Consider the following 25717-nt stretch of genomic DNA (forward strand, 5'->3'; position numbering starts at 1 on the left):
TGGACGCGCCCTGATCGACAGGAGTGCCATGACCACGTGGGAGTACCTCACCACGCCGCTGCTGATCCACAACACCGCGGCCATCCTCAACAACTGGGGCAAGCAGGGCTGGGAGCTCGTCCAGGTGGTGCAGGGCCCCGAAGGCGGTCTGGTCGCCTACTTCAAGCGCCCCGTGACGACGGACGGCTCGGCCAACGCCGGTCTCGCCGCTGCCGCCGAGGCGTCGCGCCAGTTCGAGGGAGGCCAGGCATGAGCGTCGCCGCCCGTCTCTCCGAGCTCGGCATCGAGCTGCCCGCCGTCGCCGCTCCGGTCGCCGCCTACGTGCCGGCGGTCGTGCACGGCGGACTCGTCTACACCTCGGGTCAGCTCCCGTTCGTCGACGGCGCCCTCCCCGCGACCGGCAAGGTCGGCGCGGAGGTCTCCGCCGAGGACGCGAAGGCGTACGCCAGGACGTGCGCCCTGAACGCGCTCGCCGCGGCCGCCGATGTCGCGGGCGGTGTGGATCGGATCGCCGGTGTGGTCCGCGTCGGCGGCTTCGTCGGCTCTGCGGAGGGCTTCACCGGACAGCCTGCCGTCATCAACGGCGCGAGCGAGGTGCTCGGCGAGATCTTCGGCGAGGAGGGACGGCACGCCCGCGCTGCTGTCGGCGTCGCGGAGCTTCCGCTCGGCAGCCCCGTCGAGGTCGAGGTCACGTTCCGCCTCGCGTAGTCCCCGCGCCCGGCCCGCCGAGACCCCGCGCAAACGTCGAGACCCCCTGCTGCAGACATCTGCAGCAGGGGGTCTCGACGTGAACCCGGGGTCTCGCGTTACTTGACCTGGGCGGAGATGATGCTCATCACGGCGGTGTCGGCGAGCGTCGTGGTGTCACCGACCTCGCGGCCCTCGGCGACGTCGCGCAGCAGGCGTCGCATGATCTTCCCGGAGCGGGTCTTCGGCAGCTCGCCCACGATGTACACGTCGCGGGGACGCGCGATCGCGCCGATCTGCTCGCCCACCCAGAGCCGCAGCTGCTGCGCGAGTCCGGCCGGGTCGTGGGCGGAGAGGTAGCTCTCCTTGATGATGACGAACGCCACGACCGCCTGACCGGTGGTCTCGTCCGACGCGCCGACGACCGCGGCCTCGGCGGTAGCCTCATGTGCCACGAGGGAGGACTCGATCTCCGCGGTCGACAACCGGTGGCCGGAGACGTTCATCACGTCGTCGACCCGGCCGAGCAGCCAGAGGTCGCCGTCCTCGTCGAGGCGGGCGCCGTCGCCGGCGAAGTAGTAGCCCTTGTCCTCGAACTTCTCCCAGTACGTCTCGCGGAAGCGCTCGGGGTCGCCCCAGATGCCGCGCAGCATGCTCGGCCAGGGCTCCGTGACCACGAGGAGACCGCCGTTGCCGTTGCCGACCTCGACGCCCTGCTCGTCCACCACGTCGATCGAGATGCCCGGCAGCGGCACCTGCGCGGAGCCCGGCTTCGTGGCGGTGACGCCGGGGAGGGCGGACACCATGATCGCGCCGGTCTCGGTCTGCCACCAGGTGTCGACGATGGGGGCCGTGCCGGCGCCGATGACCTCGCGGTACCACATCCACGCCTCGGGGTTGATGGGCTCTCCGACCGAGCCGAGCAGACGCAGCGACGACAGGTCGAACTTCTGCGGGACGCTCCGGCCGATCTTCATGAAGGAGCGGATCGCGGTCGGGGCCGTGTAGAAGATCGAGACCTTGTACTTCTCGATGAGCTCCCACCAGCGGCCTGGGTGCGGGGTGTCCGGGGTGCCTTCGTACAGCACCTGGGTCGCGCCGTTGGCGAGGGGTCCGTAGGTGACGTAGCTGTGTCCGGTGATCCAGCCGATGTCGGCGGTGCACCAGTAGACGTCGGTCTCCGGCTTCAGGTCGAAGACGTTCTTGTGCGAGTACGCCGCCTGGGTGAGGTAGCCGCCGGAGGTGTGCAGAATGCCCTTCGGCTTCCCCGTCGTGCCCGAGGTGTAGAGGATGAAGAGCGGGTTCTCGGACGGGAAGGCCTGGGCGGTGTGGTCGGCCGAGGCCGCGGGAACGACGTCGTGCCACCACAGGTCACGGCCGTCCGTCCACTCCACGTCGTTCTCGCCGCGCTTGACCACGAGGACGTGCTCGACGGTCTGCTGCTCGCCCTCGCCGCGGTCAGCCAGGGCCTGGTCGACCGCAGGCTTCAGTGCCGAGACGCGGCCCTTGCGATAGCCGCCGTCCGCGGTGATGACGAGCTTGGCGCCGGCGTCGTCGATCCGGGAGCGCAGGCTGTCCGCGCTGAAGCCGCCGAAGACGACCGAGTGGATGGCGCCGACGCGGGCCACGGCGAGCATCGCGGCGATCGCCTCGGGGATCATCGGCAGGTAGATCGCGACCCGGTCGCCCTGACCGATGCCGAGCCCCTCGAGTACGTTCGCGACGCGCTTGACCTCATCGGTCAGCTCGGCGTAGGTGATGCGACGGCTGTCCCCGGGCTCGCCCTCCCAGTACAGCGCGACGCGGTCACCGTTGCCGGCCTCGACGTGACGGTCGAGGCAGTTGTACGCGACGTTGAGCTCGCCGTCGTCGAACCACTTGGCGAAGGGCGGGTTGCTCCAATCGAGGACCTGCGTGAAGGGCTTGTGCCAGTGCACGAGCTCGCGTGACTGGTCGGCCCAGAAGCCCTCGCGGTCCGCGGCTGCGCGCTCGTAGAGCTCCTGCGAGGCGACGGATTGGGCGGCGAACTCCTCCGACGGCGCGAAGCGCCGGGTCTCGTCGAGAAGGTGATCGATCTGACTGCTCATCGGCAGGCGCTCCTTTGCGGCGTTCGGGTCATGCAGGCATGGCCGCAGGGGGGAGTGCGACCAGGTCAGGGCGAATCTATCCCCGCCCCTGACCGCCGAATACTGCCGAAAGTCGGTACTCGGATGGGTTTTGTCAGGACGGTCGCCTTGCGTACACTCGACGACAGCCGAAATCTCATTCCGGCCCTGGCGCGCCCGATTCCCCCGATCGAGAGCCGCCGTGGGCGGCATCTCATTCCCCCCGTGAGGTGCCGCCCTTTCTCATGGGAGCGCTCTCTCTGGTTCGATGCCCTCCGCCCGCTCCTCCACTGCGGATCGGTCCGTGGGGTTGTGCACATCCTCTGTGAGCGCCCACGCACGTCCGCTGGCTGAGCTCCGCAGGCCGCCTAGCGTCGCCGTATGCCCGATCGATTCGTCATCCACCCGCGGCCCTCAGGGCCCGCGGATCCGGTGCGCGCCCCGCAGGAGGCGCTCCGGAACGAGCCGGCGTTCGCTCCGCTCGCCGCCTTCCTCGACGAGGACGTCACGGACCTGTTCGTGAACGGCGCGGACACGCTGTTCGTGGACCGGGGAAGCGGCGCGGAGCGCGTGCCGTCCTGGCGCGCCACGGAGCGCGAAGTCCGTGAGCTCGCCGTCGCCCTCGTGGCCCTCGGCGGCCGCCATCTCGATGACCAGACGCCGTGCGTCGATGTGCGGCTCGGTTCCGGGGTGCGCGTGCATACCGCATTGGCCCCTATCGCGGCGCAGGGCACCGCCATCTCTATCCGGGTTCCCCGCGTACACGTGGCTGATCTCGACGCCCTGGCGGAACGCGGAGCCTTCGACGCCCGGCAGCAGCGATGGCTCGGCGGACTCGTGCGCGACCGGGCGAACCTCCTCCTCACCGGGGGGACGGGAACCGGAAAGACGACGCTGCTGTCGGCGCTCCTTTCCGCCGCCCCACCCGGTGAGCGGATCGTCACCATCGAAGACGTGGCGGAGCTCAGACCCCGGCATCCGCACCACGTGGCGCTGGAGGCGCGTCAGGCCAACCTGGAAGGAGCGGGTGGGATCGATCTCGCGCGGCTGGTGCGGGAGTCCCTGCGGATGCGACCGGATCGGCTCGTGGTGGGAGAGTGCCGGGGCGAGGAGGTACGAGAACTCCTCACTGCTCTCAACACCGGACACGACGGCGGGGCCGGCACACTGCACGCGAGCGGCCTGGCCGACGTGCCGGCGCGGCTGGAGGCGCTGGGAGCGCTCGCCGGTATGGACGCGGTGGCCCTCGGGCGTCAGGCGGTGAGCGCGTTCACCATGGTGCTCCATCTCGAGCGGGCGCCGGGCGGGACGCGGCGACTCGCGAAGGCCGGCCGGCTCGTGATGGCGAGGGATCGTCTCGCGATCGAGGAGGTGCAGCCGTGGTGAGGCTCGTCGCGCACGCACCGTCGGCGGAGCAGGGATCCGACGTCGCCGATTCCGTGCAGACGCTCGCCGTGCTGCTCCAGGCCGGCGCGGTCCCGCTCGTCGCCTGGCGTCATCTGGCGAGCACCGGAGACCCGGTGGCCGTGGCGGTGCTGGCACGAACGGAAAAGGGTGTGCCGTTGGTCTCCGCGATCGAGGAGCAGGGCGGGATGTGGACGGAGTTGGCGGCGGCGTGGGAGATCGCCACCACCGTCGGGGCCCCACTGGCCGATGTGCTGCGCTCGATCGCCGAGGCTCTGCGCGACGCCGCATCCGCGGCTGACGACGTGCGGGTCGCGCTCGCCGAGCCTGCGGGCACGGCGCGCCTGCTGCTCTGGATGCCGTTGGCCGGTCTGCTGCTCGGCGTCGCGCTGGGATTCGACGCCTGGGGCGTCATCGTCGGGAACCCTCTGGGGGCCGCCTGCGTCGTCACCGGTCTGCTGTTCGTCGTCCTCGCCCGGCTCTGGACGCAGGCTCTGCTGCGCCGCGCGCGGCCGCAGCCGGGGGCCCCGGGGATGGCTGCGGAGCTCGTGGGGGTGGCGTTGGCGGGAGGCGCACCGATCGACCGCGCTGTCGAACTGGTGGCAGAGACGAGGGTGGTCGATGCGGCCGGACGCGACCGTGTGCAAGAGGTGCTCGATCTCTCCCGCGCGGCCGGCGTCCCCGCCGTCGAACTCCTCCGCGCGACCGCGGCGCAGGACCGGCACCGGGCACGGGTCCACGGTCGTCTTCGCGCTGCTCGGCTCTCCACGCGCCTGCTGCTTCCGCTCGGCGTCTGCACACTGCCGGCATTCCTCCTGCTCGGCGTGGCACCGCTGCTGCTCAGCGTGTTCGCCGCCACACCGCTGCCGACCTGACGACCCTCTCCACACCGATGAAGAAAGAGGTACCGAAGATGAATGACACCCTTCCCACCCTGAACCGACGCCGCGCCCTCGCTCTCTTCGGGGACGACACCGGCGCGGCGACCGCCGAGTACGCCATCACCACGATGGCCGCTGTCGCGTTCGCGGGACTGCTGGTGGCCATCATGCGCTCGGATGAGGTGCGGGGCATCCTCACGGGGCTTGTCCGCCGCGCCCTGACCGTGTCGTGACGGCCCCTCGCGAGCGACCGCGGGGCGGGAGCGAACGAGGCGCCGTCGCGGCGGAGCTCGCCATGGCGCTGCCCGCCGTCGTGCTGGTGCTGCTTCTCGGGGCCGGGGCTCTCGCGGCCGCGTCCCGGCAGGTGGCGCTCCAGGATGCGGCAGCGGACGCAGCCCGCCTGCTCGGACGGGGCGAGGACACGGCGACGGCTGCGCGCATCGTGCACGCGGCGGTCCCCGGCGCCGGGGCCTCGTTCGCCTCCACCGGGGACCTGGTGTGCGCCACGGCGACGCTCCGGGTCTCGGTCGGCGCCGTCATCAGCTTCCCCTTGCGCGCCTCGAGCTGCGCTCTCGATGGGGGCCGTTGATGGCGGGCTCGGCGCTCGCGGCCGCCCTCCTCGTCGTGAGCGCGACCTTGTCCGTCGGGCTCGCGGCGGTGGGCGGTGCGGCGGTCACGGCACAGCGCGCGGCGGGTGCGGCCGACGCCGCCGCACTCGCCGCGGCCGATGCCGCCAGCGGTGCCGTGGCGACGGCGGATGAGCCGTGCGCGCTCGCGGCGAGGGTCGCCGCGGCAGGCGGGGCGGCGTTGACGAGCTGTTCGCTGGAAGGGTATGTGGCGACCGTGTCTGTGGAGGCGGCGTACGCTGGACTCGCCGCCGTCTCCCGAGCCCGCGCCGGGCCACCCGAGGAATCATGACGGCGGCCTTACCCCTCGCCCGCTGTGAACGACCCCGAATAGCGGTGTGTATGGTGTGCTTCGAAGAAAGGACGCCCCTTGGCTGAAGGCAAGAAGCTCGTCATCGTCGAGTCCCCGACGAAGATGCGGTCTATTCAGGGATACCTCGGCGACGGTTACGAGGTGCTCAGCTCCGTCGGCCACATCCGCGATCTCGCCGACAAGAAGGACATCCCGGCCGAGGACAAGAAGGCGTACGGCAAGTACTCCATCGACATCGACAACGGCTTCGACCCCTACTACGTGGTGTCGGACCGCAAGACCAAGACGGTCGCCGAACTCAAGCGCGCGCTCAAGCACGCCGACGAGGTCCTGCTCGCCACTGATGAGGATCGCGAGGGCGAGGCGATCGCCTGGCACCTGCTGGAGACGCTGAAGCCGAAGGTGCCGGTCAAGCGCATGGTGTTCCACGAGATCACCAAGGACGCGATCCAGGCCGCGGTCGGCAACACCCGCGAGCTCGACCATGCCCTCGTCGACGCGCAGGAGACCCGGCGCATCCTCGACCGCCTCTACGGGTGGGACGTCTCGCCCGTGCTCTGGTACAAGGTCAAGACGGGGATCTCCGCCGGCCGGGTGCAGTCCGCCGCGACGCGCCTCATCGTCGACCGTGAGCGCGAGCGCATGGCCTTCGTGTCCGCGGAGTACTGGGACGTGGATGCCGACGCCGCGGCGACCGGCACCTCCTTCCGCATCCGCCTCGTGCGCGTGGACGGCGGACAGCTCGCCCGGGGGTCCGACTTCGACGACACCGGGAAGCTCAAGAAGGCGGTCGTCGTCCTCGACGAGGCCAAGGCGGCTGCCCTGGCGCGAGCCGTCGACGCCGCGGGGGCGGGAACCGTCACCAAGGTCGAGGCCAAGCCCGGCACGCGCAGCCCCTACGCGCCGTTCACCACCTCCACCATGCAGCAGGAGGCGGGCCGCAAGCTCTCGATGAGTGCGAAGCAGGCGATGAGCGTCGCCCAGCGCCTCTACGAGAAGGGGTACATCACCTATATGCGTACCGACTCCACGGCGCTGAGCACCCAGGCGGTGCAGGCGGCGCGGAGCCAGGCCGTGGCTCTCTACGGCGACAGCGCGGTGCCTCTGAAGCCGCGCGTGTACAAGTCGAAGAGCAAGAACGCCCAGGAGGCGCACGAGGCGATCCGTCCCTCGGGGGAGAACTTCCGCACGCCGTCCTCGCTGTCGGGCGAGCTCGACCGCGAGGAGCAGCGGCTCTACGACCTCATCTGGAAGCGCACCGTCGCGAGCCAGATGTCGGACGCGAAGTACGAGACGACGACCGTCACCATCGCGGTCGAGGCGGACGGCCAGACCGCCGAGTTCACCGCCTCGGGCACCGTCTACACCTTCAAGGGCTTCCTGGAGGCGTACGAAGAGGGGCGTGACGAGAAGCGCAGCGACGCGGACGCCGCCGAGAACCAGTCCCTGCCCGCGGTCTCCGTCGGAGATGAGCTGGCCGTGTCCGCCGCGGAGGCGAAGGGGCACCGCACCACGCCGAAGCCGCGCTACACCGAGGCCTCGCTGGTGAAGGTGCTCGAGGAGAAGGGCATCGGCCGGCCCTCGACCTTCGCCACGATCCCGGAGACCATCCTCGACCGGGGGTACGCGGTCAAGCGCGGTCAGGCCCTCGTGCCGACATGGCTCGCGTTCAGCGTGGTGCGCCTGCTCGAGGAGCACTTCGCCGAGCTCGTCGACTACGACTTCACCGCCGCGCTGGAGGACGATCTCGACACCATCGCACGCGGCGAGCAGAACCGCGTGGAGTGGCTCAAGTCGTTCTACTTCGGCTCCGACTCGCACGTGGGGCTCCGACAGGTCGTCGACAACCTCGGGGAGATCGACGCCCGGGCGCTGAACTCGACGCGGATCACCGACACCGCGACTCTCCGCTTCGGGAAGTACGGCCCCTATCTCGAGGTGGCGGACCCGAAGGATCCGGAGGCCAAGCCGCGCATCGTCAACGTCCCCGAAGACCTCGCTCCCGACGAGCTCACGGCGGAGAAGGCCCAGGAGCTCATCGATGCGCCGGTCGCCGGTGACCGCGTCCTCGGCGTGAACCCCGAGAACGGCAAGGTCGTCGTCGTCAAGGACGGCCGCTTCGGTCCCTACGTGCAGGAGAACGATCCGGTCTCCGACGATGCCGCCGTCGACGAGGCCACCGGTGAGGTCGTCGACCTTCGACAGGCTCAGGCACCCAGCGCGAAGGGGAAGCGCGGCGCGAAGAAGGAAGCGGCGCCCAAGCCCCGCACCGCCTCGCTGTTCCGCTCGATGTCGGTGGACACGATCGACCTCGACACCGCACTGCAGCTGCTGAGCCTGCCCCGCGTCGTCGGCGTCGACCCGGAGACGGGTGACGAGATCACCGCGCAGAACGGGCGCTTCGGTCCGTATCTGAAGAAGGGCACCGATTCCCGGTCACTGGAGAGCGAGTCGCAGATCTTCGACGTGACTCTGGAGCAGGCACTGGAGATCTACCAGCAGCCCAAGTACGGCGCCCGCCGGGCGTCGAGCGCGCTGGCCGAGTTCGACGCCGACCCGGTGAGCGGCAAGCCCATCCGTGTGCGCGACGGCCGGTTCGGGCCGTACGTCACCGATGGTGAGACGAACGTCACGATCCCGCGCGGACAGACCCCGGACGACATCACGTTCGAGATCGCCGTGCAGATGCTCGCGGACAAGCGCGCCAAGGGTCCGGCGCCCAAGCGTGGAGCGGCCAAGAAGGCTCCCGCGAAGAAGGCTCCGGCCAAGAAGGCTCCAGCCAAGAAGGCTCCAGCCAAGAAGGCTCCGGCGAAGACGGCCGCCTCCACCGCGAAGAAGTCCACGGCGAAGACGTCGACCACCTCCGCGGCCCGCTCGGCGGCGGCGAAGAAGGCGGCGGCGACCCGGGCGGCGAATGCGGCGGCGAAGGCGGCACAGAAGGCGGACTCGTGACCGCAGGCTCCGGCCTCTGGATCACGCTGGAGGGCGGGGACGGGTCCGGGAAGACCACCCAGTCGAACCTCCTCGCCACCTGGCTGGAGCAGAGCGGTCAGACGGTCGTGCGCACCCGGGAGCCGGGTGGGTCCGAGGTCGGGCAGCTCATCCGCGACATCGTGCTCCACCACCGCGGCGACATCGCCCCGCGTGCGGAGGCGCTGCTCTACGCCGCCGACCGCGCACACCACGTCGCCACGGTCGTCCGACCCGCACTCGCTCGCGGTGAGATCGTGCTGCAGGACCGCTACCTCGACTCCTCGGTGGCCTACCAGGGCGCCGGACGTGTTCTGGACGCCACGGAGATCCGCGACCTGTCGCTCTGGGCCGCCGAAGGGGCTCTTCCGGATCTCACCGTCCTGCTGGACCTCGATCCGGCCACCGCGCGCATGCGCCTCGATTCGGCCGACAAGCCGTTCGACCGGCTGGAGGCCGAGAAGGAGGCCTTCCACTCCCGCGTGCGCGAGGCCTATCTCGACCTGGCCCGCGCGGAGCCTGGGCGGTTCCTCGTGATCGATGCCGCGGACGCACCCGAGCGCATCGCCGACCGCATCCGCGCCCGGGTCTCCGCACTCTTCGACTGATCCTCCCGGAGACATCGTCATCCGGACGGACGCAGAGTCGCCGCCGGGTGGTGGGAGCGTCGGCGGTGCCGATTAGGCTGAGTGCATGCCCTCGACCCTCGCCCCGCCTTTTCCGTGGGCAGACGTCTGGGGGCAGGAAGCCGCCGTCGAGACGCTGCGCTCCGCCTCATCCGATCCGGCCGCACTCTCGCACGCCTGGCTGATCACCGGCCCTCCGGGGTCCGGACGGTCGACCCTCGCCTATGCCTTCGCGGCCGCGCTCATCGCCGAGGGGCCCGACGACGAGGCCACGATGCGGCAGGTCCTCGCCGGCACGCATCCCGATGTGACCGCATTGCGCACCGACAAGGTGATCATCACCATCGCCGAGGCGCGCGCGCTCGTCGAACGCTCCTACTTCGCCCCGTCCGCCGGTCGCTACCGGGTCATCGTGGTGGAAGACGCCGATCGGATGGTGGAGCGCACCTCCAACGTGCTGCTCAAGGCGCTGGAGGAGCCGCCGGAGCAGACCGTCTGGATCCTGTGCGCGCCGAGTGAGGCCGATCTCCTCCCCACGATCCGGTCGCGCGTGCGGTCGCTCCGTCTCCGCGAGCCCGACGTGGCGGACGTGTCCCGCCTCATCAGCCTCCGCACGGGTGTGGACGAGGCGGTCGCCGAGCAGGCCGCCCGACACGCGCAGCGGCACATCGGCATGGCTCAGCGTCTGGCCACCGACGATGCCGCGCGCCGACGCCGCGACGAGACGCTCCGTGGCGTGATGGGGGTGCGCGGGGTCAACGACGCCGTCGAGGTCGCCGGGCGCATCATCCAGGCGGCGACGGAAGACGCCAAGGCCCTCACCGCCGAGCGGGATGCGGCGGAACGCGCCGCCCTGCTGCGCACCGTCGGGGTCGCCGAGGGGCAGGCGGTGCCTCCGGCGCTGCGCGCTCAGGTGTCGGCACTGGAGGACGATCAGAAGAAGCGGGCCACGCGGAGTCTGCGGGACGGCATCGACCGCGTCCTCACCGACCTCCAGTCGCTCTTCCGCGACGTCCTGATGCTGCAGTACGGTCGCGGCGACGACCTCATCAACCGCGAGCTGCATGCCGAACTGGCCGGGCTCGCGTCCGCATGGAGGGTGGAGCGCACGCTCGTCGTGCTCGACCACCTGGCCGAGACCCGCGAGGCGCTGGAGCGCAACGTCGCCCCGCTGCTCGCGCTCGAGAGTTTGCTCGTGACCGTCACGAGCGGGAGGAAACCGTGAAGACTCGATCCCTGCCCCGACTCCGTCGCTCCGCGGCGCTCATCGCCGGTCTTGCCGCGGCCTCGGTCGCGCTCTCCGGGTGCCTCTACGCCATGATCCCGGAGCAGTCCTCGAAGCCGGCCGTGGAGAAGACCCCGGACACCGAGGGCGTCGCCGAAGAACTCCTGCCCTACTACTCCCAGGAGCTGGACTGGACCGAGTGCGGCCAGGGCTTCGACTGCACCACCGTCACCGCCCCGCTCGACTGGGAAGACCCGAGCGTGGGAGAGATCGACCTCGCCGTCGTGCGGCATCGCGCCGAGGGCGAGGCGATCGGCTCGCTGCTCACGAACCCCGGAGGACCCGGTTCCAGCGGCGTCGACCTCATCCAGGGCAGCTTGGACTACGCGGTCGGCCCGGCGCTCATCGAGAACTACGACGTGATCGGCTTCGACCCCCGCGGTGTCGGGGCCTCCACCGCCGTCACCTGCTACGACGCGAAGGAGATGGACGACTACCTCTACGGCATCCCCGCGGCGCCGCGGGGCACCCCGGAGTGGGAGTCCGAGCTGCTCGACTCCGCTCGCGCCTTCGGAGAGGCGTGCGACGCGAACAGCCAGGGGATCCTGCCGTACATCACCACGGTCAACGCCGCTCGCGACATGGACCTCCTCCGCGCCGTCCTCGGCGACAAGGAGCTCAACTACCTCGGGTACTCGTACGGCACGTTCCTCGGCGCGACCTACGCCAAGCTCTACCCGGAGAAGGCCGGACGGCTCGTGCTCGACGGGGCGATCGACCCCGCCGTGCCCGGTCTCGAGGTGGGCGCCACGCAGGCACTCGGCTTCGAGTCGGCACTGCGGGCCTACATGCAGAACTGCCTCGACTCCGGCTCGTGCCCCTTCAGCGGGACGGTCGACGAGGCGATGGCCGATCTCGGCGCCCTGCTCGCGAGCGCGGACCGCACGCCGTTGAAGAACGGCGACGGCCGGCTCATGGGCGCCGACGCCCTGATGACGGCGATCATCGCGGCGCTGTACTCGGAGGACAGCTGGGAGATCCTGACCCAGGCCCTGGACGAGGCGCTGCAGGGCGACCCGTCGACGGCCTTCCGCCTCGCCGACTTCTACAACGGTCGGGAGAACGGCACCTACATCGACAACTCGACCGAGGCCTTCCGTGCGTACAACTGCATGGACTACCCGGTCGAGGACGACCCTGCGGCCGAGGCGGCCACCGAGAAGAAGATCGCGGAGGGGGCGCCGACCATCGCTCCGTACTGGTCGGGACCCGACCCGTGCGAGGTGTGGCCGTATCCGCCCACCGGTACTCGCGAGAAGATCACCGCGGAAGGCGCGGGGCCCATCGTCGTCGTCGGCACCACCAACGATCCCGCGACCCCGTACGAGTGGTCGGAGTCGCTCGCCGACCAGCTTTCCGAGGGCGTCCTCATCACCCGTGTGGGCGAGGGGCACACCGGCTACAACAAGGGCAACGTCTGCGTGGATGACGCGGTGGAGGCCTTCCTGCTCGAAGACGTGGTGCCGGAGGACGGCCTGCGCTGCGAGTGAGTGAGCCTCGATTCGCGAGCGAGCGCGAGACAGGGTAATATCGGTGATCGCGCGGCTCACGCGTCGCACGCCGCTTTAGCTCAGTCGGCAGAGCATTTCACTCGTAATGAAAAGGTCGTCAGTTCGATTCTGACAAGCGGCTCAGGAAAACCCCCGGAACCCTCGTGGTCCCGGGGGTTTCCTCGTCTCCGGGCCCGGCTGCGGGGCGTACGCTCGGAGCATGAGCAGAGCGCTTCTCATCGTCGACGTGCAGAACGACTTCACCGAGGGCGGCGCCCTCGCGGTCCCGGGCGGTGACGCGGTGGCCGCCGCCGTCTCCGCCTACCTCGCGTCCCACGCCGACGACTACGAGGTGATCGTGGCCTCCCGCGACTGGCACGATGCCGACGGCGACAACGGCGGCCACTTCTCCGCCAGTCCCGACTACACCGACTCCTGGCCGGTGCACTGCGTCGCCGGCACCGCGGGAGCCGACTACGACCCGCTGCTCGTGACCGACCGCGTCACCCATCACGTGCGCAAGGGGCAGGGCCGTCCGGCCTACTCGATGTTCGAGGGGGTGACCGACGATGGGGCGACGGTCGCCGCGGTGCTGAGCGCGGCCGGCGTCGTGACGGCCGACGTCGTCGGCATCGCCACGGACCACTGCGTCCGGGCTTCTGCGCTCGATGCGATCGCCCACGGCGTGCACGTCCGTGTGTTCACGGACCTGATCGCCGGAGTCGCCCCCGAACCCAGCGTCGCGGCCCTCGCCCAGCTCGCGCACGCCGGTGCCGAGCTCCTCGAGAGCGCGGAGGCGTGAGTCGTAGCGTCCTCCTCCTCCGCGCGGTCAACGTCAGCGGACGCAGCAGCGTACCCATGGCTCGGCTGCGGGAAGTCCTCGACGCCGAGACCGACCTGCAGGACGTCTCCACCTACATCGCCAGCGGCAACATCGTCTGCGCGACCCCGCGAGACCCGGCGGCGTCCTGCGCGACGGTGCGCGCGCTGATCGCAGCCGAGTTCGGTGTCGACACCCCGGTCATCCACCGCACGCACGCCGAGCTCGCCGACTCCGAGGCGGCCCAGCCCTTCCCGGAGGGGGATCTGAAGCTGGTGCACGCGATGTTCCTCGAGGGTGCTCCGGCGGCCGGCGCCCTCGACGCCCTGCAGGGACGTCTCGTGCCGGGCGAGCGTCTCGCCCTGGTCGGGCACGATCTGTGGATCGACTACGCCGCCGGGGGAGTGCACACGACCAGGCTCACGAAGGCGGTGCTCGACCGTGCGCTCGGGACTGCCGGGACGGCCCGTAACCTGCGCACCGTGCGGAAGCTCATCGCCCTGACGGCATGACCACCGCGCGGCTCAGCGCGGCCGGTGGCACCTGAGCGTGCGCGGCCAGGTCGACCCGGCGGGAATCGCAGCCGACGCAACGGACGTACATCACGACGCCCTCGCTCGTGGGATGGCGCGACTCCACGAGCCAGGCGTGCTCATGGGTGTCGGCGGGGGAGGCGAGCCGGGGGAGCGGGAGGGTGTCGGAGGAGGTCATGGGACCAGCGTGATGTAATGGTCTTATGCATCTCAACCCTTACGGCGAGTATGCGGTGCTCCTCGCCGCCTCCCTCGCGAACGACTGGCCGGAGGACCGCGCGGGGATCGAGGAGCGCACGCTCGCGCTGGGGATGACGCAGACGTTTCCCCCGGCACCCGATGACCACGCGCAGGTGCGTGTCGTGATCGACGACTGGCTGGCCATCGTCGACGAACCGGACGCCGATGCGCGGGCCGCTCTGCTCAACGATCAGCTCGCCGCCGCAGGGGCGTATCCGCGGCTCACCAATCACGATGACGAGGGCTGGCACCTGCACTACCGGGACGACGTGCGCTCGCTGCCCTTCGTGCTGCGCGCGATCATCAACCTCGGCACGGCGCTGCACCTCGTGACCCGGGGGATGAACCGACTCGGGCGCTGTGACGCGCCGCCGTGCACCAACGTCGTGGCTGACGTGACGCGCAACGGCCGCCAGCGGTTCTGCTCCGTGAGGTGCGCGAACCGGGCGGCCGTGCGGCGCCATCGGGCGCGCGTCAGCTGAGCGTCAGGCGGTCTGCCCCGCGTGCTTGCCCTCGCCGATCTCCTCGACGAGCTTCGCGTTGAACGCCGGGAGGTCGTCAGGGGTGCGGCTCGACACGAGACCCTCGTCGACCACGACCTCCTCGTCCACCCAGCTCGCGCCGGCGTTGCGGAGGTCGGTCTTCAGGCTGGGGTAGCTCGTGATCGTCCGACCGTCGACGACACCGGCCTCGATGAGGATCCAGGCGCCGTGGCAGATCACGCCGACGGGCTTGTGCTGCTCGAAGAACGCACGGGCCAGGTCGATGGAGGCCTGATCCATGCGGAGGTGGTCGGCGTTCACCACGCCGCCCGGCAGCACGAGCGCGTCGAACTGGTCGGCGGAGGCGTCGGCGGCCTTCAGGTCGACAGCCTGCTCATGTCCGTTCTTGCCGGTGATCGCGGCACCGTCCGGCGCGATGAGAGTGGCGCTCGCGCCCTCCGTCGTCACCGCCTCCCAGGGGCTCGTGAGCTCGCTGTCCTCGAAGCCGTCCGTCGCCAGGAATGCCACGCGGTTTCCGGTGAGAGTCATGGTCCGTCCTTTCGGTGGGAAGTCGCCCTGTTCCGGGGACTCCTCGACCCTCTCGCAGGGCTCCGGGCGTCGCCAGGGGGTGGCCAGCCGGCGACGACGGTGATACAGAGCGGCCGCGCTGGAGGGAAGGGCATCGGCGACTCGATACGATCCAGACATGCGCCTCCGTCCCGCTCTCCTCCTCCTGCCGGTGCTGGTCGTCCTCGCCGGCTGCACGCCGGCCCCGGAACCGACGCCGACCGTGACCTCCAGCGACACGGCGACGCCGTCGTCCTCGCCCGCCCCCACGCCGACCCCGACGCCCGCGGAGACGTCGTCGCCGCCGGCCGCCGGTGCCTTCACGAAGGGGCAGCTCGTCTCCCTCTGCACCGACAAGATCCGCACGATCTCGCCGAACGCCACGTTCTTCGCCGACATGGCGACCACCGAGTGGCTGGAACAGTCGGCGGTGTGGTTCGTGGCCGTCCCGGAGACGATCGACGGTCAGGACAACGTCGCCGTCTGCGGCATCGGGGGGAGCCCCGACGCTCCCGACTTCGTGATGCACGGCGAGACGCTGCCGGACGGCGTCGCCGGGATCCGCGACGACCTGCTCGCCGGGAACGCCGGCGGCGACGACTGAGGATGCGGTGGGCCCCGTGGGGCTCGAACCCACGACCCGCGGATTAAAAGTCCGATGCTCTGCCAACTGAGCTAGAGGCCCGTGCTCCCAGTCTAGGGGGCGCACGACGAGGGGCCGTCGGCGCCACAGCCGCCGACGGCCCCTTCACCTGCCCCGTGTCCCTCCTGACAACCGGGGAGGCCGTGTGCCGGTCGGGTCACCGGCACCGTCCCTGGCTTACTCAGCCGGGGGCATCAGGACCGAGTCGATGAGGTACACGGTCGCGTTCGCGGTCTGCACGCCGCCGCAGATGACGTTGGCGTCGTTGACCATCCACTCGTCACCGCTGCCGGTCACCTCGAGGTCGGCGCCCTGGACGGTGGTGTGCATGCCCTCGATGTCGGACGGTTCGATCTGGCCGGGGACCACGTGGTACGTGAGGATCGAGGTCAGCAGGTCGCTGTCGGTCTTCAGGGTCTCGATCGTCGCGGCGTCGATCTTCGCGAAGGCGTCGTCGACCGGTGCGAACACGGTGAACTCGTCGCCGTTGAGCGTGTCGACGAGGTTCACGTCGGGGTTCAGCTCACCGCTGACGGCCGAGACGAGCGTCGTCAGCATCGGGTTGTTCGAGGCGGCGACCGCCACCGGGTCCTGGGACATGCCCTGGATGGAACCGGCGCCGTCCGGGACCTCTTCGGCGTACGCCGCGCAGCCGGGACCGACGAGGTTCGCGGCGGGGTCCATCTCCATCGGCGTCGACTCCGACGACTCCGGCGTCGTCGGCTCCGACGACTCCTCCGTGCTCGTCCCGCTGCCCATGGAACATGCCGAGAGCAGGAATGCGCTCGCCAGACCCAGGGTGACTGCTGCGGTGACCTTCTTCTTGGTGCTGAACATGTCGAGCTCCTTCGAAACTCCGGCCACGGCCTCTCCGTGGCGTCGAGGGCTGTTCGGAAGCCTCCGCGGATCGGATGGGAGGAATTCTGAGATTCTCCGAAATCGGATCCGATCCAATCCGTTGCGGGGGGTCGGCGCGAACAGCACCCGACAGAGACGAGGACCTCATGGACCTGATCATCATCGGCCTGCTCGGCGGGCTCATCACCGGCATCTCGCCGTGCATCCTGCCCGTGCTCCCGGTGATCTTCCTCACCGGCGGAGCCCAGTCGGCGTCGTACGAGGGGGAGGCGGTGCCGGCGAAACGCAGCCGCCCCTACTTCGTCATCGCGGGGCTCGTGCTCAGCTTCACGCTCGTGACGCTCGCCGGGTCGCTTCTCCTCGGCCTGCTGAACCTGCCGCAGGACATCATCCGCTGGGTCGGCATCGCGGTGCTGGTCATCATCGGGGTGGGACTCATCGTGCCGCGGTTCCAGCACATCCTCGAGCGGCCGTTCCAGCGCTTCGGGCAGCGAGAGGTGAAGAACCGCGGTAACGGGTTCGGCGTCGGTCTCGCCCTCGGGGCGGTCTTCGTCCCGTGCGCGGGCCCTGTCCTCGCGGCCATCATCGTCGCGGGCTCCACCGGGCAGATCGGCGTCGGCACCGTGCTGCTCACCGTCTCCTTCGCGATCGGCGTCGCCGTGCCCCTGTTGGTCTTCGCGCTCGCCGGTCGCAGCGTCATCGAGCGCATCCGGGCCTTCCGCACGAAGGAACGGGCGCTCCGGATCGCCGCCGGGGTGGCGATGATCGCGCTCGCCGTGGGTCTCGTCTTCAACGTGCCGCAGGCGCTGCAGCGGCTGCTCCCGGACTACACCGCACCGCTGCAGGAGCAGATCGCCGACTCCGAGCAGGTGCAGGACGCCCTCGACCTCGGCGGCCTGGTCAACGAGGAGAACAAGGACCTCGACCAGTGCACGAACGGCGCGACCGAGCTCGAGTCCTGCGGAACGGCGCCGTCCATCAAGGGCATCCAGCAGTGGCTCAACACCCCGGACGGGGCAGCGATCGACCTGAAGGACCTGCGCGGGCAGGTGGTGCTCATCGACTTCTGGGCGTACTCCTGCATCAACTGCCAGCGCTCCATCCCGCACGTCGTGGCCTGGGATGAGACATACCGTGATGCGGGGCTGCAGGTGATCGGCGTCCACTCGCCCGAGTACGCGTTCGAGAAGGACCCGGGGAACGTCGCCGCCGGCGCACGCGACTTCGGCATCGAGTATCCGGTCGCGCTCGACAACACGCTCTCCACCTGGACCAACTACCGCAATCGGTACTGGCCCGCGCACTACCTCATCGACGCGGAGGGCACCGTGCGCCACATCTCCTTCGGTGAGGGCAACTACGCCGCGACCGAGAAGATGATCCGGGAGCTGCTGCAGGACGCCGACCCCGACGTCGAGCTTCCCGCGGCCACGGACGTGAAGGACGAGACCCCCGAGGTGGGGGCCACGACCCGGGAGACCTTCCTCGGCTCCTCGAAGGACGTCAACTACGGCGGCGGTGACGAGTACCGTCGCGGCGACGGCAGCTTCACCTTCCCCGACGACCAGCCGGACGACAGCTTCGCGCTGGACGGGGACTGGACCGTGGACACCCAGTACGTGACGCCGACGGCTGACGGCGCGCGGATCCGGCTGCGGTATCGCGCGGCCGAGGTGCGCATGGTCGTCGCGGGGTCGGGTGAGGTCGTGGTCACGGACGCCGACGGGAACGAGCAGACGATCCGGATCGACGGAACGCCGCGTTCGTACGGCCTGCTCGAGGAGGGCGACATCGAGAAGGGCACGTTCACGCTCGAGGTCCCCACCGGCGTCGAGGTGTATTCGTTCACCTTCGGGTGACGTCTGCACGGGAAGAGGGAGGAGATACGGCATGCTTATGGAGATGGTCATCGATGGGATGGACGTCCCCGAGGACGGGGCGGCGCCGCAGGATGCTGTCGCCGACCTCCTCGTCCGCGTCGCCTCCGGTGATCAGGCTGCCTTCGCCGCGCTGTACGACTCCCTCTCCTCCCGCGTGTTCGGCCTCATCCTCCGCGTGCTCGTGAACCGCGCGCAGAGCGAGGAGGTGCTGCAGGAGGTGTTCCTCGAGATCTGGCAATCCGCTTCCCGGTTCGCTCCGAACAAGGGACAGGGACGAACCTGGGTGATGACGATCGCGCATCGCCGGGCCGTGGATCGGGTGCGGGCTTCGCAGTCGAGTGCGGACCGGGACGTGCGTGCGGGCTATCGAGACGTCGGCGTCGCGCACGACAGCGTGGCGGAACGGGTCGAACTGGGGATCGAGGGAGAGCGGGTCGTCGCAGCGCTGACAGGGCTTCCCGAGGCGCAGCGGGAGGCGCTCGTCCTCGCCTACTACGGCGGTTACAGTCAGAACGAGATCGCGGCGCTCGTGGGAGCACCGCTGGGCACGATCAAGACACGGATGAGAGACGGGCTGACCCGGCTCCGCACGGCGATGGGGGTGACGGCATGAACGAGAAGGACTTCGCAGAGCTCGCGGCAGGTGCCGCGCTCCACGCGCTGTCGGCGGACGACGAGCGTCGGTACCGACGCGCCCTCGCCGAGCATCCGGAGTGGGCGGCGCAGCACGACGCCGACGCCGAGGCTGCTGCTCTCCTCGCTGACGGCATGGCTTCGGTCGCTCCGCCCGCCGGCATCCGCGCGGCCCTCCTCGCCCGGATCGCCCAGACTCCGCAGGATGACGCCACGGACCCCGAGGCCGACCCGGAGGTCCCGGCGGCGGCGAGTTCGATTCCCGCCGATGAGACGGCGCCCCGCACGCCCCGACGCTGGACCCGGCTCGCGTTCGCGCTCGCCGCATGTCTCGCGCTCCTGGTGGGTGTCGGTATCGGTGCCGTCGCCCTCAACGATCAGCTGAACCGGCCGGAGAGCGTCGTCGCGCTGCAGGAGATCGAATCCGCGGGCGATGCGCAGAAGGCCACGGTGGAGCTCGACGACGGTGCGACGGCCACCGCGCACTGGTCGGGCTCGGTCGGCAAGGCCGTGCTGGTCACGGATGGGCTGCCCGAGGTCGCGGACGGGAAGACGTACGAGCTGTGGTTCGTGCGCGGGGAGGACCCGATCGCCGCCGGCGTCTTCGATGTCGACGGTGGGGAGGCCACCGCGCTCCTCGAGGGCGAGATGCAGGCCGGCGATGCCATCGCGGTGACGGTCGAGCAGGAGGGCGGATCGCCGTCCGGGCTGCCCACGACCGACCCGGTGATCGTCATCCCGACGGCCTGAGAGGCCCCGGTCCGGCGTACCCTGGAGGGATGCCCGAGCAGCACCACCGTCCCGTGCGTCGACCGACGAGCGCCTTCGACAACATCGTCGGCGCCCATGACCCCGCCGAGGAGACGCGCGTCGCGCACGCCACCGCCTCCGCGCTGCTGACCCGCGTCCGCGAGGACGAGAGCGGGGCGAGCGTCGAACGGCTGATCGCCTTCACGAGCGAGCACGGCATCGACGAGATCGCGGAACTGTGGTCGAAGGCGCCGTCGCGCACCCTCCCGGGGTCGTTGTGGCGGCTGTACGTCCTCCAGCTCGCCATCCACGGCGATCCGCGCACGGCGGCCCTCCTCTACGACCGCGGGCGGGTCGAGCTGCCGTCGGCCGATGCCGTGGTCGCCGGAGCGCCGGTGCCGGCGAGCCCGGACGAGCTCGTGGCGCTCATCGACACGATCCTGCGCGGCGCCTTCCGCGGCGACTTCGCCGTGGCGCTGGAGCGCGCGGCGGCGTTCTGCCGCGTCCAGGCCTCCGGCGCGACGCACACCGCCGACGACTACGAGCCGACGGAGCCCGCCCGTGCCAGCGAGCTCACCACGCGGGCGCTGCGGCTGAGCAGCTATGCTCAGGACCTCGCGGCGTCGGCGGCTCTGTGGCGCACCGGAGCGCTGACCTGACTTCGGCTCTGTCGGGACGGCATCCGGACAGAGAAAGACCGGGCCGCAAGAACGCCTCTCGGCGGAAGGCCGCTCGCAGCGGCGAAAATTGGAGCCCGGGGTTATGCGGCCCGGCCACTCCAGTGTAACGCGAGGACGCGGTGGGTATTCCCGGCGCCCTAGGCTCGTCACATGATCCGTCGCTTCGCCCTCATGATCGATCCCGTCGCCGCCGAAGAGCAGCGTGACGACTACGCCGACACGTTCACGCAGGTGGACGCCGCGGCCCCCGCCCTCAGCGTCGGCGAGCTGAGCACGCAACGGGGCGATGGCGTGTTCGAGTCCATCGGCGTGATCGACGGACATGCGCAGGAGGTCGTCCCGCATCTGGAACGCCTTGCGCACTCGGCGCGACTCTGCGACCTCCCGGTGCCGAACCAGGAGCAGTGGCGTCAGGCGATCCAGCAGGCCGCAGCACAGCTCGGGGCGGGGGAGTCGGTCATCAAGCTGATTCTCAGCCGCGGCGTCGAGCACGGTCCGACGCCGACCGCGTGGGTCACGGCGGCTCCGGCGGCGGACTTCGCGGCGGTGCGGCGGAACGGCGTCAAGGTCGTCACCCTGGACCGTGGATACGACCTCGGCGCCGCGGAACGCGCCCCCTGGCTGCTGCTCGGGGCCAAGACGCTGTCCTACGCCGTGAACATGGCGGCCCTGCGCGAGGCCAAGCGCCGCGGAGCCGACGACGCGATCTTCCTGTCGAGCGACGGCTTCGTGCTGGAGGCTCCGACGGCCTCCCTCATCCTGCGCGTCGGCGACCGGTTCACGACCCCGGCCCCGAACGGCGGCATCCTGCACGGGACCACGCAGCTCAGCGTCTATGACCACCTCCTCGCACGCGGCTTCGAAGTCGCGTACGACCGCATCCCCGCCGCCGATCTGACGCAGGCCGATGCCGCGTGGCTCGTGTCGAGTGTGCGTCTCGCGACCGCCATCACCGCGATCGACGGCACGCCGGTTCCCGTGGACACCGCCCTCACCGACGACCTCAACACGTACCTGCTCTCCCCGCGCGACTGATGTCCTCCCGCTCCCCGGACACGACTTCGGAGATGCTGGACGACACGCCGACACTCACCGCCCGGTACCGGCGTGTCCTCGATGATCTCCGAAGCTGTGCACGGCACAGGGCGGCAAGAGGCTGGGCCGGGGTCAGGGGCGGCGACGCATGGTCTCGAGGATGGCGCGCTCGACGAGGGGCCAGTCATGGAGGACCATCGCGTAGTCGAAGCGGAGCGTGGGGTGACCCCAGCCTGCAGCGGTCGCATCGCGGACCAGATCGCGGTGCCGGAGCGAGCTCTCCTCGTGGTTGGCGCGTCCGTCGGTCTCGATGATGAGCCAGCCGTCGATGAGGAGGTCCACCCGGCCTGTTCCGACCACGCCGACCTGCGTCCGCACGCGCCACCCATACCGCCGGATCCGCAGCCGCACCAGAGACTCCAGCCCGCTGTCGGCGTCGGCCCGCGAGAACGCGATGAGGTCGCGTCCCTCGGCTCCGAGCCGGTCACCGAGCCGGCGCAGCCCGACCTCGTCGATGAGTCCGAGCCGGCGGGCGGACTCCACGGCGACGAAGAACGCCTCCGGCCCTCGGCAGCCGTAGATCTGCCGGAGCACGAGGGGCACCCCCGGCTGCTCGAAGGCACTGCTCGACGTCGCAGCATCCCAGTGCGTCACGCACCGGCAGTCCTCGTGCGGATACTGATGGCGGTCGTGGTGCATCCAGACGTGCAGGGCCGGCTCGTCGAGCACCCAGAGCCCGAGATGCCGCGCTGCGGACTCGCAGCCGAGGACCCCGCCGTGGGCGGCGGCGGTCACGACCTCCACGCAGGCGCGGTCCGTTGCGTAGACCCCGCGCCGCACCCGGAGGAGGGTGCCGCCGCGCACTCGACGCTCGATCTGCCGTCGTCCGTGCCGGGCGCGGAGCACGGCATACGTCCAGACCTGCGTCCCTCGCCCCGTGCACATCCCGCCATCATTCGCGCCGTCTCGGCCTCCCCGGCCGCGACTCGCCTCGGTAGCCCACCGCCTGTGGACGGTCCTCCCGACTCGCGATCTGTGCAGGAGTCACGACCCGTGCACAGCTTCGGAGATCGAAGGAGACACGCCGTGGCCGGAGCCCGGGCGACGGCGTGTCGCGCGGCATCTCCGAAGTTGTGCCCGGGGACAGGCCCGAGGACGGGCGGGGGACAGGTTCGGGCCCGGACGCGAGGCATCCGGGCCCGAAGGTCGAGAGAGTGCGGGTCAGCCGAAGCGGCCGGAGACGTAGTCCTCGGTGGCCTGGACGGACGGGGTGGTGAAGATGCTGGTGGTGTCGTCGTACTCGATGAGCTTGCCGGGCTTCCCCGTGCCGGCGATGTTGAAGAAGGCGGTCTTGTCGGAGACGCGGCTCGCCTGCTGCATGTTGTGCGTGACGATGACGATCGTGAACTCGTTCTTGAGCTCGCCGATCAGCTCCTCGATCGCGTAGGTCGAGATGGGGTCGAGGGCGGAGCACGGCTCGTCCATCAGCAGCACCTCGGGGGAGACGGCGATGGCCCGGGCGATGCACAGACGCTGCTGCTGGCCGCCCGAGAGTCCGGAGCCGGGACGGTCGAGGCGGTCCTTGACCTCGTTCCACAGGTTCGCGCCGGTGAGGGACTTCTCGACGAGGTCGTCCTGCTCGCTCTTCGACATGCGCTTGTTGTTGAGCTTCACACCCGCGAGCACGTTCTCCTTGATCGACATCGTCGGGAACGGGTTGGGGCGCTGGAACACCATGCCGACCTGGCGACGCACGAGCACGGGGTCGACACCGGCACCGTAGAGGTCCTTGCCGTCCAGGAGCACTTCGCCCTCCACACGGGCGCCGGGGATGACCTCGTGCATGCGGTTGAGGGTGCGGAGGAAGGTGGACTTGCCGCAGCCGGACGGGCCGATGAAGGCCGTGACGCTGCGCGGCTGGATGTCGAGGGAGACGCCTTCGACCGCGAGGAAGTTGCCGTAGTAGACGTTGAGGTCGTTGACTTCGATGCTCTTGGACACGTGGATTCCTATTCTGAGTGGTCGGGCGCTCAGCGGCCGTTGACCTTCGGGGCGAACAGCTTCGCGATCAGGCGCGCGAGCAGGTTCAGCACCATGACGATGAGGATGAGGGTGAGGGCGGCGGCCCAGGCGCGCGCGACGGCGGCGTCCGGGCTCGTGCCCTGGTTCATGTACTGGTTGTAGGCGAACACCGGGAGGGTCATCATCTGGCCGTCGAAGATGTTCGTGTTCAGGCTCTGCGTGAAGCCGGCGGTGAGCAGCAGCGGGGCGGTCTCGCCGATCACGCGGGAGATGGCGAGCATCACCGAGGTCATGATGCCGGCGATCGAGGTGGGCAGCACGACCTTGAGGATCGTGAGCCACTTCGGCACGCCCAGGGCGTAGGAGGCCTCGCGCAGCTCGTTCGGAACGATCCGCAGCAGCTCCTCGCTGCCTCGCACCACCACCGGGGTCATCAGCACCGCGAGCGCGAGCGCGCCCATGAAGCCCATCGAGATGCCGGGGCGGATCAGGAGCGCGAACACCGCGTAGATGAACAGACCGGCGACGATCGAGGGGATGCCCGTCATCACGTCGACGAAGAACGTGATGGCCTTGGCGATCTTGCCGCGGCCGTACTCGACGAGGTAGATCGAGGTCATCAGGCCGACCGGCACCGAGATGATCGTGGCCGTGAGCGTGATGAGGACGGTGCCCCAGATCGCGTGCACGATGCCGCCGCCGTCGCCGACGACGTTACGCATCGAGTAGGAGAAGAACTCGGCGTCGAAGCGCTCGATGCCGTTCGCCACCACGGTCCACAGCAGCGAGATCAGCGGCAGCAGGGCGATGAGGAAGGCGGTGGCGACGAGGGCCGTCATCAGGCGGTCCACGGCCTTCCGACGGCTCTCCGCGATGGAGGAGATCACGGTGATGATCACCATGTAGAGCAGGATGCCGACGATGACGGTGCCCGCGATGTTGAAGTCGGCGAGCGGGGTGTCGGACCCGGCGGCGGCGACGCCGAAGACCGCGGCGGACACGACGAAGGAGACGCCGAGAAGGGCCCACGGCGCCCACTTCGGAAGACGGCCGGAGGTGAGGGCGGTGGTGCTCGCGGAGGGCGGAGCGCTGGTGAGGGCGGTCATGTCAGTTCGCTCCCGAGAACTCGGCGCGGCGGGCGACGATCCAGCGCGCCACCGCATTGACCGCGAAGGTCACGACGAAGAGGATGAGGCCGGTCGCGATCAGCGTGTTCACGCCGGTGCCGTGCGCCTCAGGGAAGGCGAGCGCGATGTTGGCGGGGATCGGCGTGGGGTTGGTGGCGGTGAGCACGAGGAAGCTGACCACCGCGGAGGGGGAGAGCACCATCGTCACGGCCATGGTCTCGCCGAGCGCACGGCCGAGGGCCAGCATCGCGGCCGACACCATGCCGCCGCGGGCGAAGGGGAGGACGGCCATGCGGACCATCTCCCAGCGGGTGGAGCCGAGGGCGAGGGCCGCCTCCTCATGGAGCTTCGGGGTCTGCAGGAAGACCTCGCGGCAGATGGCGGTCATGATCGGGATGCACATCACGGCGAGCACGAGGGCGGCGGTGAGGATGGTCTTCCCGGTCGCGGAGACCTGACCGCCGAAGAACGGCACCCACGACGCGTTCTCGTTGAGCCAGACGTAGATCGGCTGCAGCATGGGCGCGAGCACGAGGCCGCCCCAGAGGCCGAAGACCACGGAGGGCACCGCGGCGAGCAGGTCGATGATGTAGCCGAGGAAGGCGGCGAGTCGGCGGTGCGCGTAGTGCGAGATGAAGAGGGCGATGCCGATCGCGATGGGCGCGGCGATCAGGAGGGCGATGAACGACGCCCAGAGCGTGCCGAAGACGAGGGGCCACACGTACACCCAGAACGACTCGCCCCGGAGGATGTGGTTGTCGGTGGTGTCGAGCTGGAAGGCCGGCAGGCTCTGGATGACGAGGAAGGCGGCGACGAGCGCCAGCACGACCAGGATGATGATGCCGGCCGCCAGCGCGGTGCCGGAGAAGACCCGGTCGCCGAGGCGCTGCTTGGCCTTGATCGGTGTGGGCGGCGCCGGTGTCGGTGCCGGTGCCGTTGTCGGCTCCTGCGCGGTCGTGCTCATGATCTCCCTGTCTCGGGCCGGGTGGAGATGGATCGGGTGCTGACCTGGCGGAGCCCCCGCGCCCGCTCGGGGACGCGGGGGCACCGTCGTCAGTGG

28 protein-coding genes and 2 tRNA genes are annotated in these 25717 nt (G+C 70.1%); 21 read left to right on the forward strand and 9 right to left on the reverse strand.

Annotated features, from left to right (window positions below):
- Nucleotides 1–28: 28 nt before the first annotated feature.
- Together sp36 and AB0P08_RS11660 are read left to right on the forward strand one after the other, a co-directional pair.
- A complete protein-coding gene (gene sp36 / locus AB0P08_RS11655) occupies nt 29–253 on the forward strand; it encodes a Sp36 family protein (protein ID WP_060921874.1) in 225 nt (74 codons plus the stop codon).
- Complete coding sequence (locus AB0P08_RS11660) at nt 250–708, forward strand: RidA family protein (RefSeq protein ID WP_187662153.1); 459 nt, start codon at nt 250–252, stop codon at nt 706–708. Before sp36 ends, AB0P08_RS11660 begins: the two co-directional genes overlap by 4 nt.
- A gap of 98 nt (nt 709–806) precedes the next feature.
- Here the strand turns inward: AB0P08_RS11660 and acs are convergent, their stop codons facing one another.
- Nucleotides 807–2774: an acetate--CoA ligase gene (gene acs, locus AB0P08_RS11665; RefSeq protein ID WP_187662152.1), complete on the reverse strand. Its 1968-nt coding sequence runs from the start codon at nt 2772–2774 to the stop codon at nt 807–809.
- Between the two features lie 399 nt (nt 2775–3173).
- Between acs and AB0P08_RS11670 the strand changes: the two genes are divergently transcribed.
- The 12 genes from AB0P08_RS11670 (at nt 3174) to AB0P08_RS11725 (ending at nt 13719) form a co-directional block, all read left to right on the forward strand.
- Nucleotides 3174–4178, forward strand: a complete 1005-nt coding sequence (locus tag AB0P08_RS11670; RefSeq protein WP_363589973.1) for a TadA family conjugal transfer-associated ATPase — start codon at nt 3174–3176, stop codon at nt 4176–4178.
- A complete protein-coding gene (locus tag AB0P08_RS11675) occupies nt 4172–5071 on the forward strand; it encodes a type II secretion system F family protein (protein ID WP_363589974.1) in 900 nt (299 codons plus the stop codon). Before AB0P08_RS11670 ends, AB0P08_RS11675 begins: the two co-directional genes overlap by 7 nt.
- A 38-nt stretch (nt 5072–5109) precedes the next feature.
- Nucleotides 5110–5310 (forward strand): DUF4244 domain-containing protein, encoded by a 201-nt coding sequence (locus tag AB0P08_RS11680; protein ID WP_259951391.1) that lies wholly within the window; start codon nt 5110–5112, stop codon nt 5308–5310.
- Nucleotides 5311–5372: 62 nt separating this feature from the next.
- Entirely contained in the window at nt 5373–5666 is a 294-nt protein-coding gene (locus AB0P08_RS11685) for a TadE family type IV pilus minor pilin (protein WP_268776727.1), read from the forward strand.
- The gene (locus AB0P08_RS11690) at nt 5666–5995 is read left to right on the forward strand and encodes a helicase (RefSeq protein ID WP_187662110.1); all 330 of its coding nucleotides are present in this window, start codon (nt 5666–5668) and stop codon (nt 5993–5995) included. The genes AB0P08_RS11685 and AB0P08_RS11690 overlap by 1 nt, the downstream gene beginning before the upstream one ends.
- A gap of 78 nt (nt 5996–6073) precedes the next feature.
- Nucleotides 6074–8968 carry a type I DNA topoisomerase gene (gene topA, locus AB0P08_RS11695; protein ID WP_363589975.1) on the forward strand — a complete coding sequence of 965 codons (2895 nt, stop codon included), beginning with the start codon at nt 6074–6076 and terminating at the stop codon, nt 8966–8968.
- Entirely contained in the window at nt 8965–9594 is a 630-nt protein-coding gene (tmk, locus tag AB0P08_RS11700; protein ID WP_187662108.1) for a dTMP kinase, read from the forward strand. Before topA ends, tmk begins: the two co-directional genes overlap by 4 nt.
- Nucleotides 9595–9679: 85 nt before the next feature.
- Entirely contained in the window at nt 9680–10837 is a 1158-nt protein-coding gene (locus AB0P08_RS11705; protein WP_363589976.1) for a DNA polymerase III subunit delta', read from the forward strand.
- Complete coding sequence (locus AB0P08_RS11710) at nt 10834–12387, forward strand: alpha/beta hydrolase (protein WP_363589977.1); 1554 nt, start codon at nt 10834–10836, stop codon at nt 12385–12387. Before AB0P08_RS11705 ends, AB0P08_RS11710 begins: the two co-directional genes overlap by 4 nt.
- Nucleotides 12388–12456: 69 nt before the next feature.
- Nucleotides 12457–12529 (forward strand) — tRNA-Thr (locus tag AB0P08_RS11715).
- 78 nt (nt 12530–12607) lie between these two features.
- Nucleotides 12608–13189: an isochorismatase family protein gene (locus tag AB0P08_RS11720; RefSeq protein WP_363589978.1), complete on the forward strand. Its 582-nt coding sequence runs from the start codon at nt 12608–12610 to the stop codon at nt 13187–13189.
- Nucleotides 13186–13719: a DUF1697 domain-containing protein gene (locus AB0P08_RS11725; protein ID WP_259951396.1), complete on the forward strand. Its 534-nt coding sequence runs from the start codon at nt 13186–13188 to the stop codon at nt 13717–13719. The genes AB0P08_RS11720 and AB0P08_RS11725 overlap by 4 nt, the downstream gene beginning before the upstream one ends.
- On the opposite strand, the gene AB0P08_RS11730 is transcribed toward AB0P08_RS11725, so the two are convergent.
- Nucleotides 13700–13918, reverse strand: coding sequence for a hypothetical protein (locus AB0P08_RS11730; protein ID WP_363589979.1), 219 nt, complete (start codon nt 13916–13918; stop codon nt 13700–13702). The genes AB0P08_RS11725 and AB0P08_RS11730 overlap by 20 nt on opposite strands.
- Nucleotides 13919–13943: 25 nt before the next feature.
- On the opposite strand from AB0P08_RS11730, the gene AB0P08_RS11735 reads away from it, so the two are divergent.
- On the forward strand, nt 13944–14462 hold the full coding sequence (locus AB0P08_RS11735) for a CGNR zinc finger domain-containing protein (protein WP_363589980.1): 519 nt from the start codon (nt 13944–13946) through the stop codon (nt 14460–14462).
- A gap of 3 nt (nt 14463–14465) precedes the next feature.
- Here AB0P08_RS11735 and AB0P08_RS11740 read toward each other — a convergent pair whose 3' ends face one another.
- Nucleotides 14466–15011: a type 1 glutamine amidotransferase domain-containing protein gene (locus AB0P08_RS11740; RefSeq protein ID WP_025104283.1), complete on the reverse strand. Its 546-nt coding sequence runs from the start codon at nt 15009–15011 to the stop codon at nt 14466–14468.
- Nucleotides 15012–15168: 157 nt separating this feature from the next.
- On the opposite strand from AB0P08_RS11740, the gene AB0P08_RS11745 reads away from it, so the two are divergent.
- Entirely contained in the window at nt 15169–15633 is a 465-nt protein-coding gene (locus AB0P08_RS11745) for a hypothetical protein (RefSeq protein WP_363589981.1), read from the forward strand.
- Between the two features lie 8 nt (nt 15634–15641).
- Here the strand turns inward: AB0P08_RS11745 and AB0P08_RS11750 are convergent.
- Together AB0P08_RS11750 and AB0P08_RS11755 are read right to left on the reverse strand one after the other, a co-directional pair.
- A tRNA-Lys gene (locus AB0P08_RS11750) sits at nt 15642–15714 on the reverse strand.
- A 135-nt stretch (nt 15715–15849) separates the two neighbouring features.
- Complete coding sequence (locus tag AB0P08_RS11755; protein WP_187662100.1) at nt 15850–16509, reverse strand: fasciclin domain-containing protein; 660 nt, start codon at nt 16507–16509, stop codon at nt 15850–15852.
- A gap of 167 nt (nt 16510–16676) precedes the next feature.
- On the opposite strand from AB0P08_RS11755, the gene AB0P08_RS11760 reads away from it, so the two are divergent.
- The 5 genes from AB0P08_RS11760 to AB0P08_RS11780 all read left to right on the forward strand — a co-directional run bounded on the left by AB0P08_RS11760 (nt 16677) and on the right by AB0P08_RS11780 (nt 21508).
- Entirely contained in the window at nt 16677–18389 is a 1713-nt protein-coding gene (locus AB0P08_RS11760; protein WP_363589982.1) for a cytochrome c biogenesis protein DipZ, read from the forward strand.
- Nucleotides 18390–18420: 31 nt separating this feature from the next.
- The gene (gene sigK, locus AB0P08_RS11765) at nt 18421–19023 is read left to right on the forward strand and encodes an ECF RNA polymerase sigma factor SigK (RefSeq protein ID WP_363589983.1); all 603 of its coding nucleotides are present in this window, start codon (nt 18421–18423) and stop codon (nt 19021–19023) included.
- The gene (locus AB0P08_RS11770) at nt 19020–19793 is read left to right on the forward strand and encodes an anti-sigma factor (RefSeq protein WP_363589984.1); all 774 of its coding nucleotides are present in this window, start codon (nt 19020–19022) and stop codon (nt 19791–19793) included. The genes sigK and AB0P08_RS11770 overlap by 4 nt, the downstream gene beginning before the upstream one ends.
- 29 nt (nt 19794–19822) lie before the next feature.
- Nucleotides 19823–20452 carry a DNA-directed RNA polymerase subunit beta gene (locus tag AB0P08_RS11775; protein WP_363589985.1) on the forward strand — a complete coding sequence of 210 codons (630 nt, stop codon included), beginning with the start codon at nt 19823–19825 and terminating at the stop codon, nt 20450–20452.
- A 171-nt stretch (nt 20453–20623) separates the two neighbouring features.
- Nucleotides 20624–21508, forward strand: coding sequence for an aminodeoxychorismate lyase (locus AB0P08_RS11780; RefSeq protein ID WP_363589986.1), 885 nt, complete (start codon nt 20624–20626; stop codon nt 21506–21508).
- A gap of 132 nt (nt 21509–21640) precedes the next feature.
- On the opposite strand, the gene AB0P08_RS11785 is transcribed toward AB0P08_RS11780, so the two are convergent.
- The 4 genes from AB0P08_RS11785 to pstC all read right to left on the reverse strand — a co-directional run bounded on the left by AB0P08_RS11785 (nt 21641) and on the right by pstC (nt 25621).
- Nucleotides 21641–22453, reverse strand: a complete 813-nt coding sequence (locus AB0P08_RS11785; protein WP_363589987.1) for a hypothetical protein — start codon at nt 22451–22453, stop codon at nt 21641–21643.
- 276 nt (nt 22454–22729) lie between these two features.
- The gene (gene pstB / locus AB0P08_RS11790; protein ID WP_025104291.1) at nt 22730–23509 is read right to left on the reverse strand and encodes a phosphate ABC transporter ATP-binding protein PstB; all 780 of its coding nucleotides are present in this window, start codon (nt 23507–23509) and stop codon (nt 22730–22732) included.
- Between the two features lie 29 nt (nt 23510–23538).
- A complete protein-coding gene (gene pstA, locus AB0P08_RS11795; protein ID WP_268776741.1) occupies nt 23539–24636 on the reverse strand; it encodes a phosphate ABC transporter permease PstA in 1098 nt (365 codons plus the stop codon).
- 1 nt (nt 24637) lies between these two features.
- Nucleotides 24638–25621, reverse strand: coding sequence for a phosphate ABC transporter permease subunit PstC (gene pstC / locus AB0P08_RS11800; RefSeq protein WP_187662094.1), 984 nt, complete (start codon nt 25619–25621; stop codon nt 24638–24640).
- Nucleotides 25622–25717 lie beyond the last annotated feature (96 nt).

This window comes from Microbacterium meiriae, from assembly GCF_040686935.1.
Classification (GTDB): Bacteria; Actinomycetota; Actinomycetes; order Actinomycetales; family Microbacteriaceae; genus Microbacterium; species Microbacterium meiriae.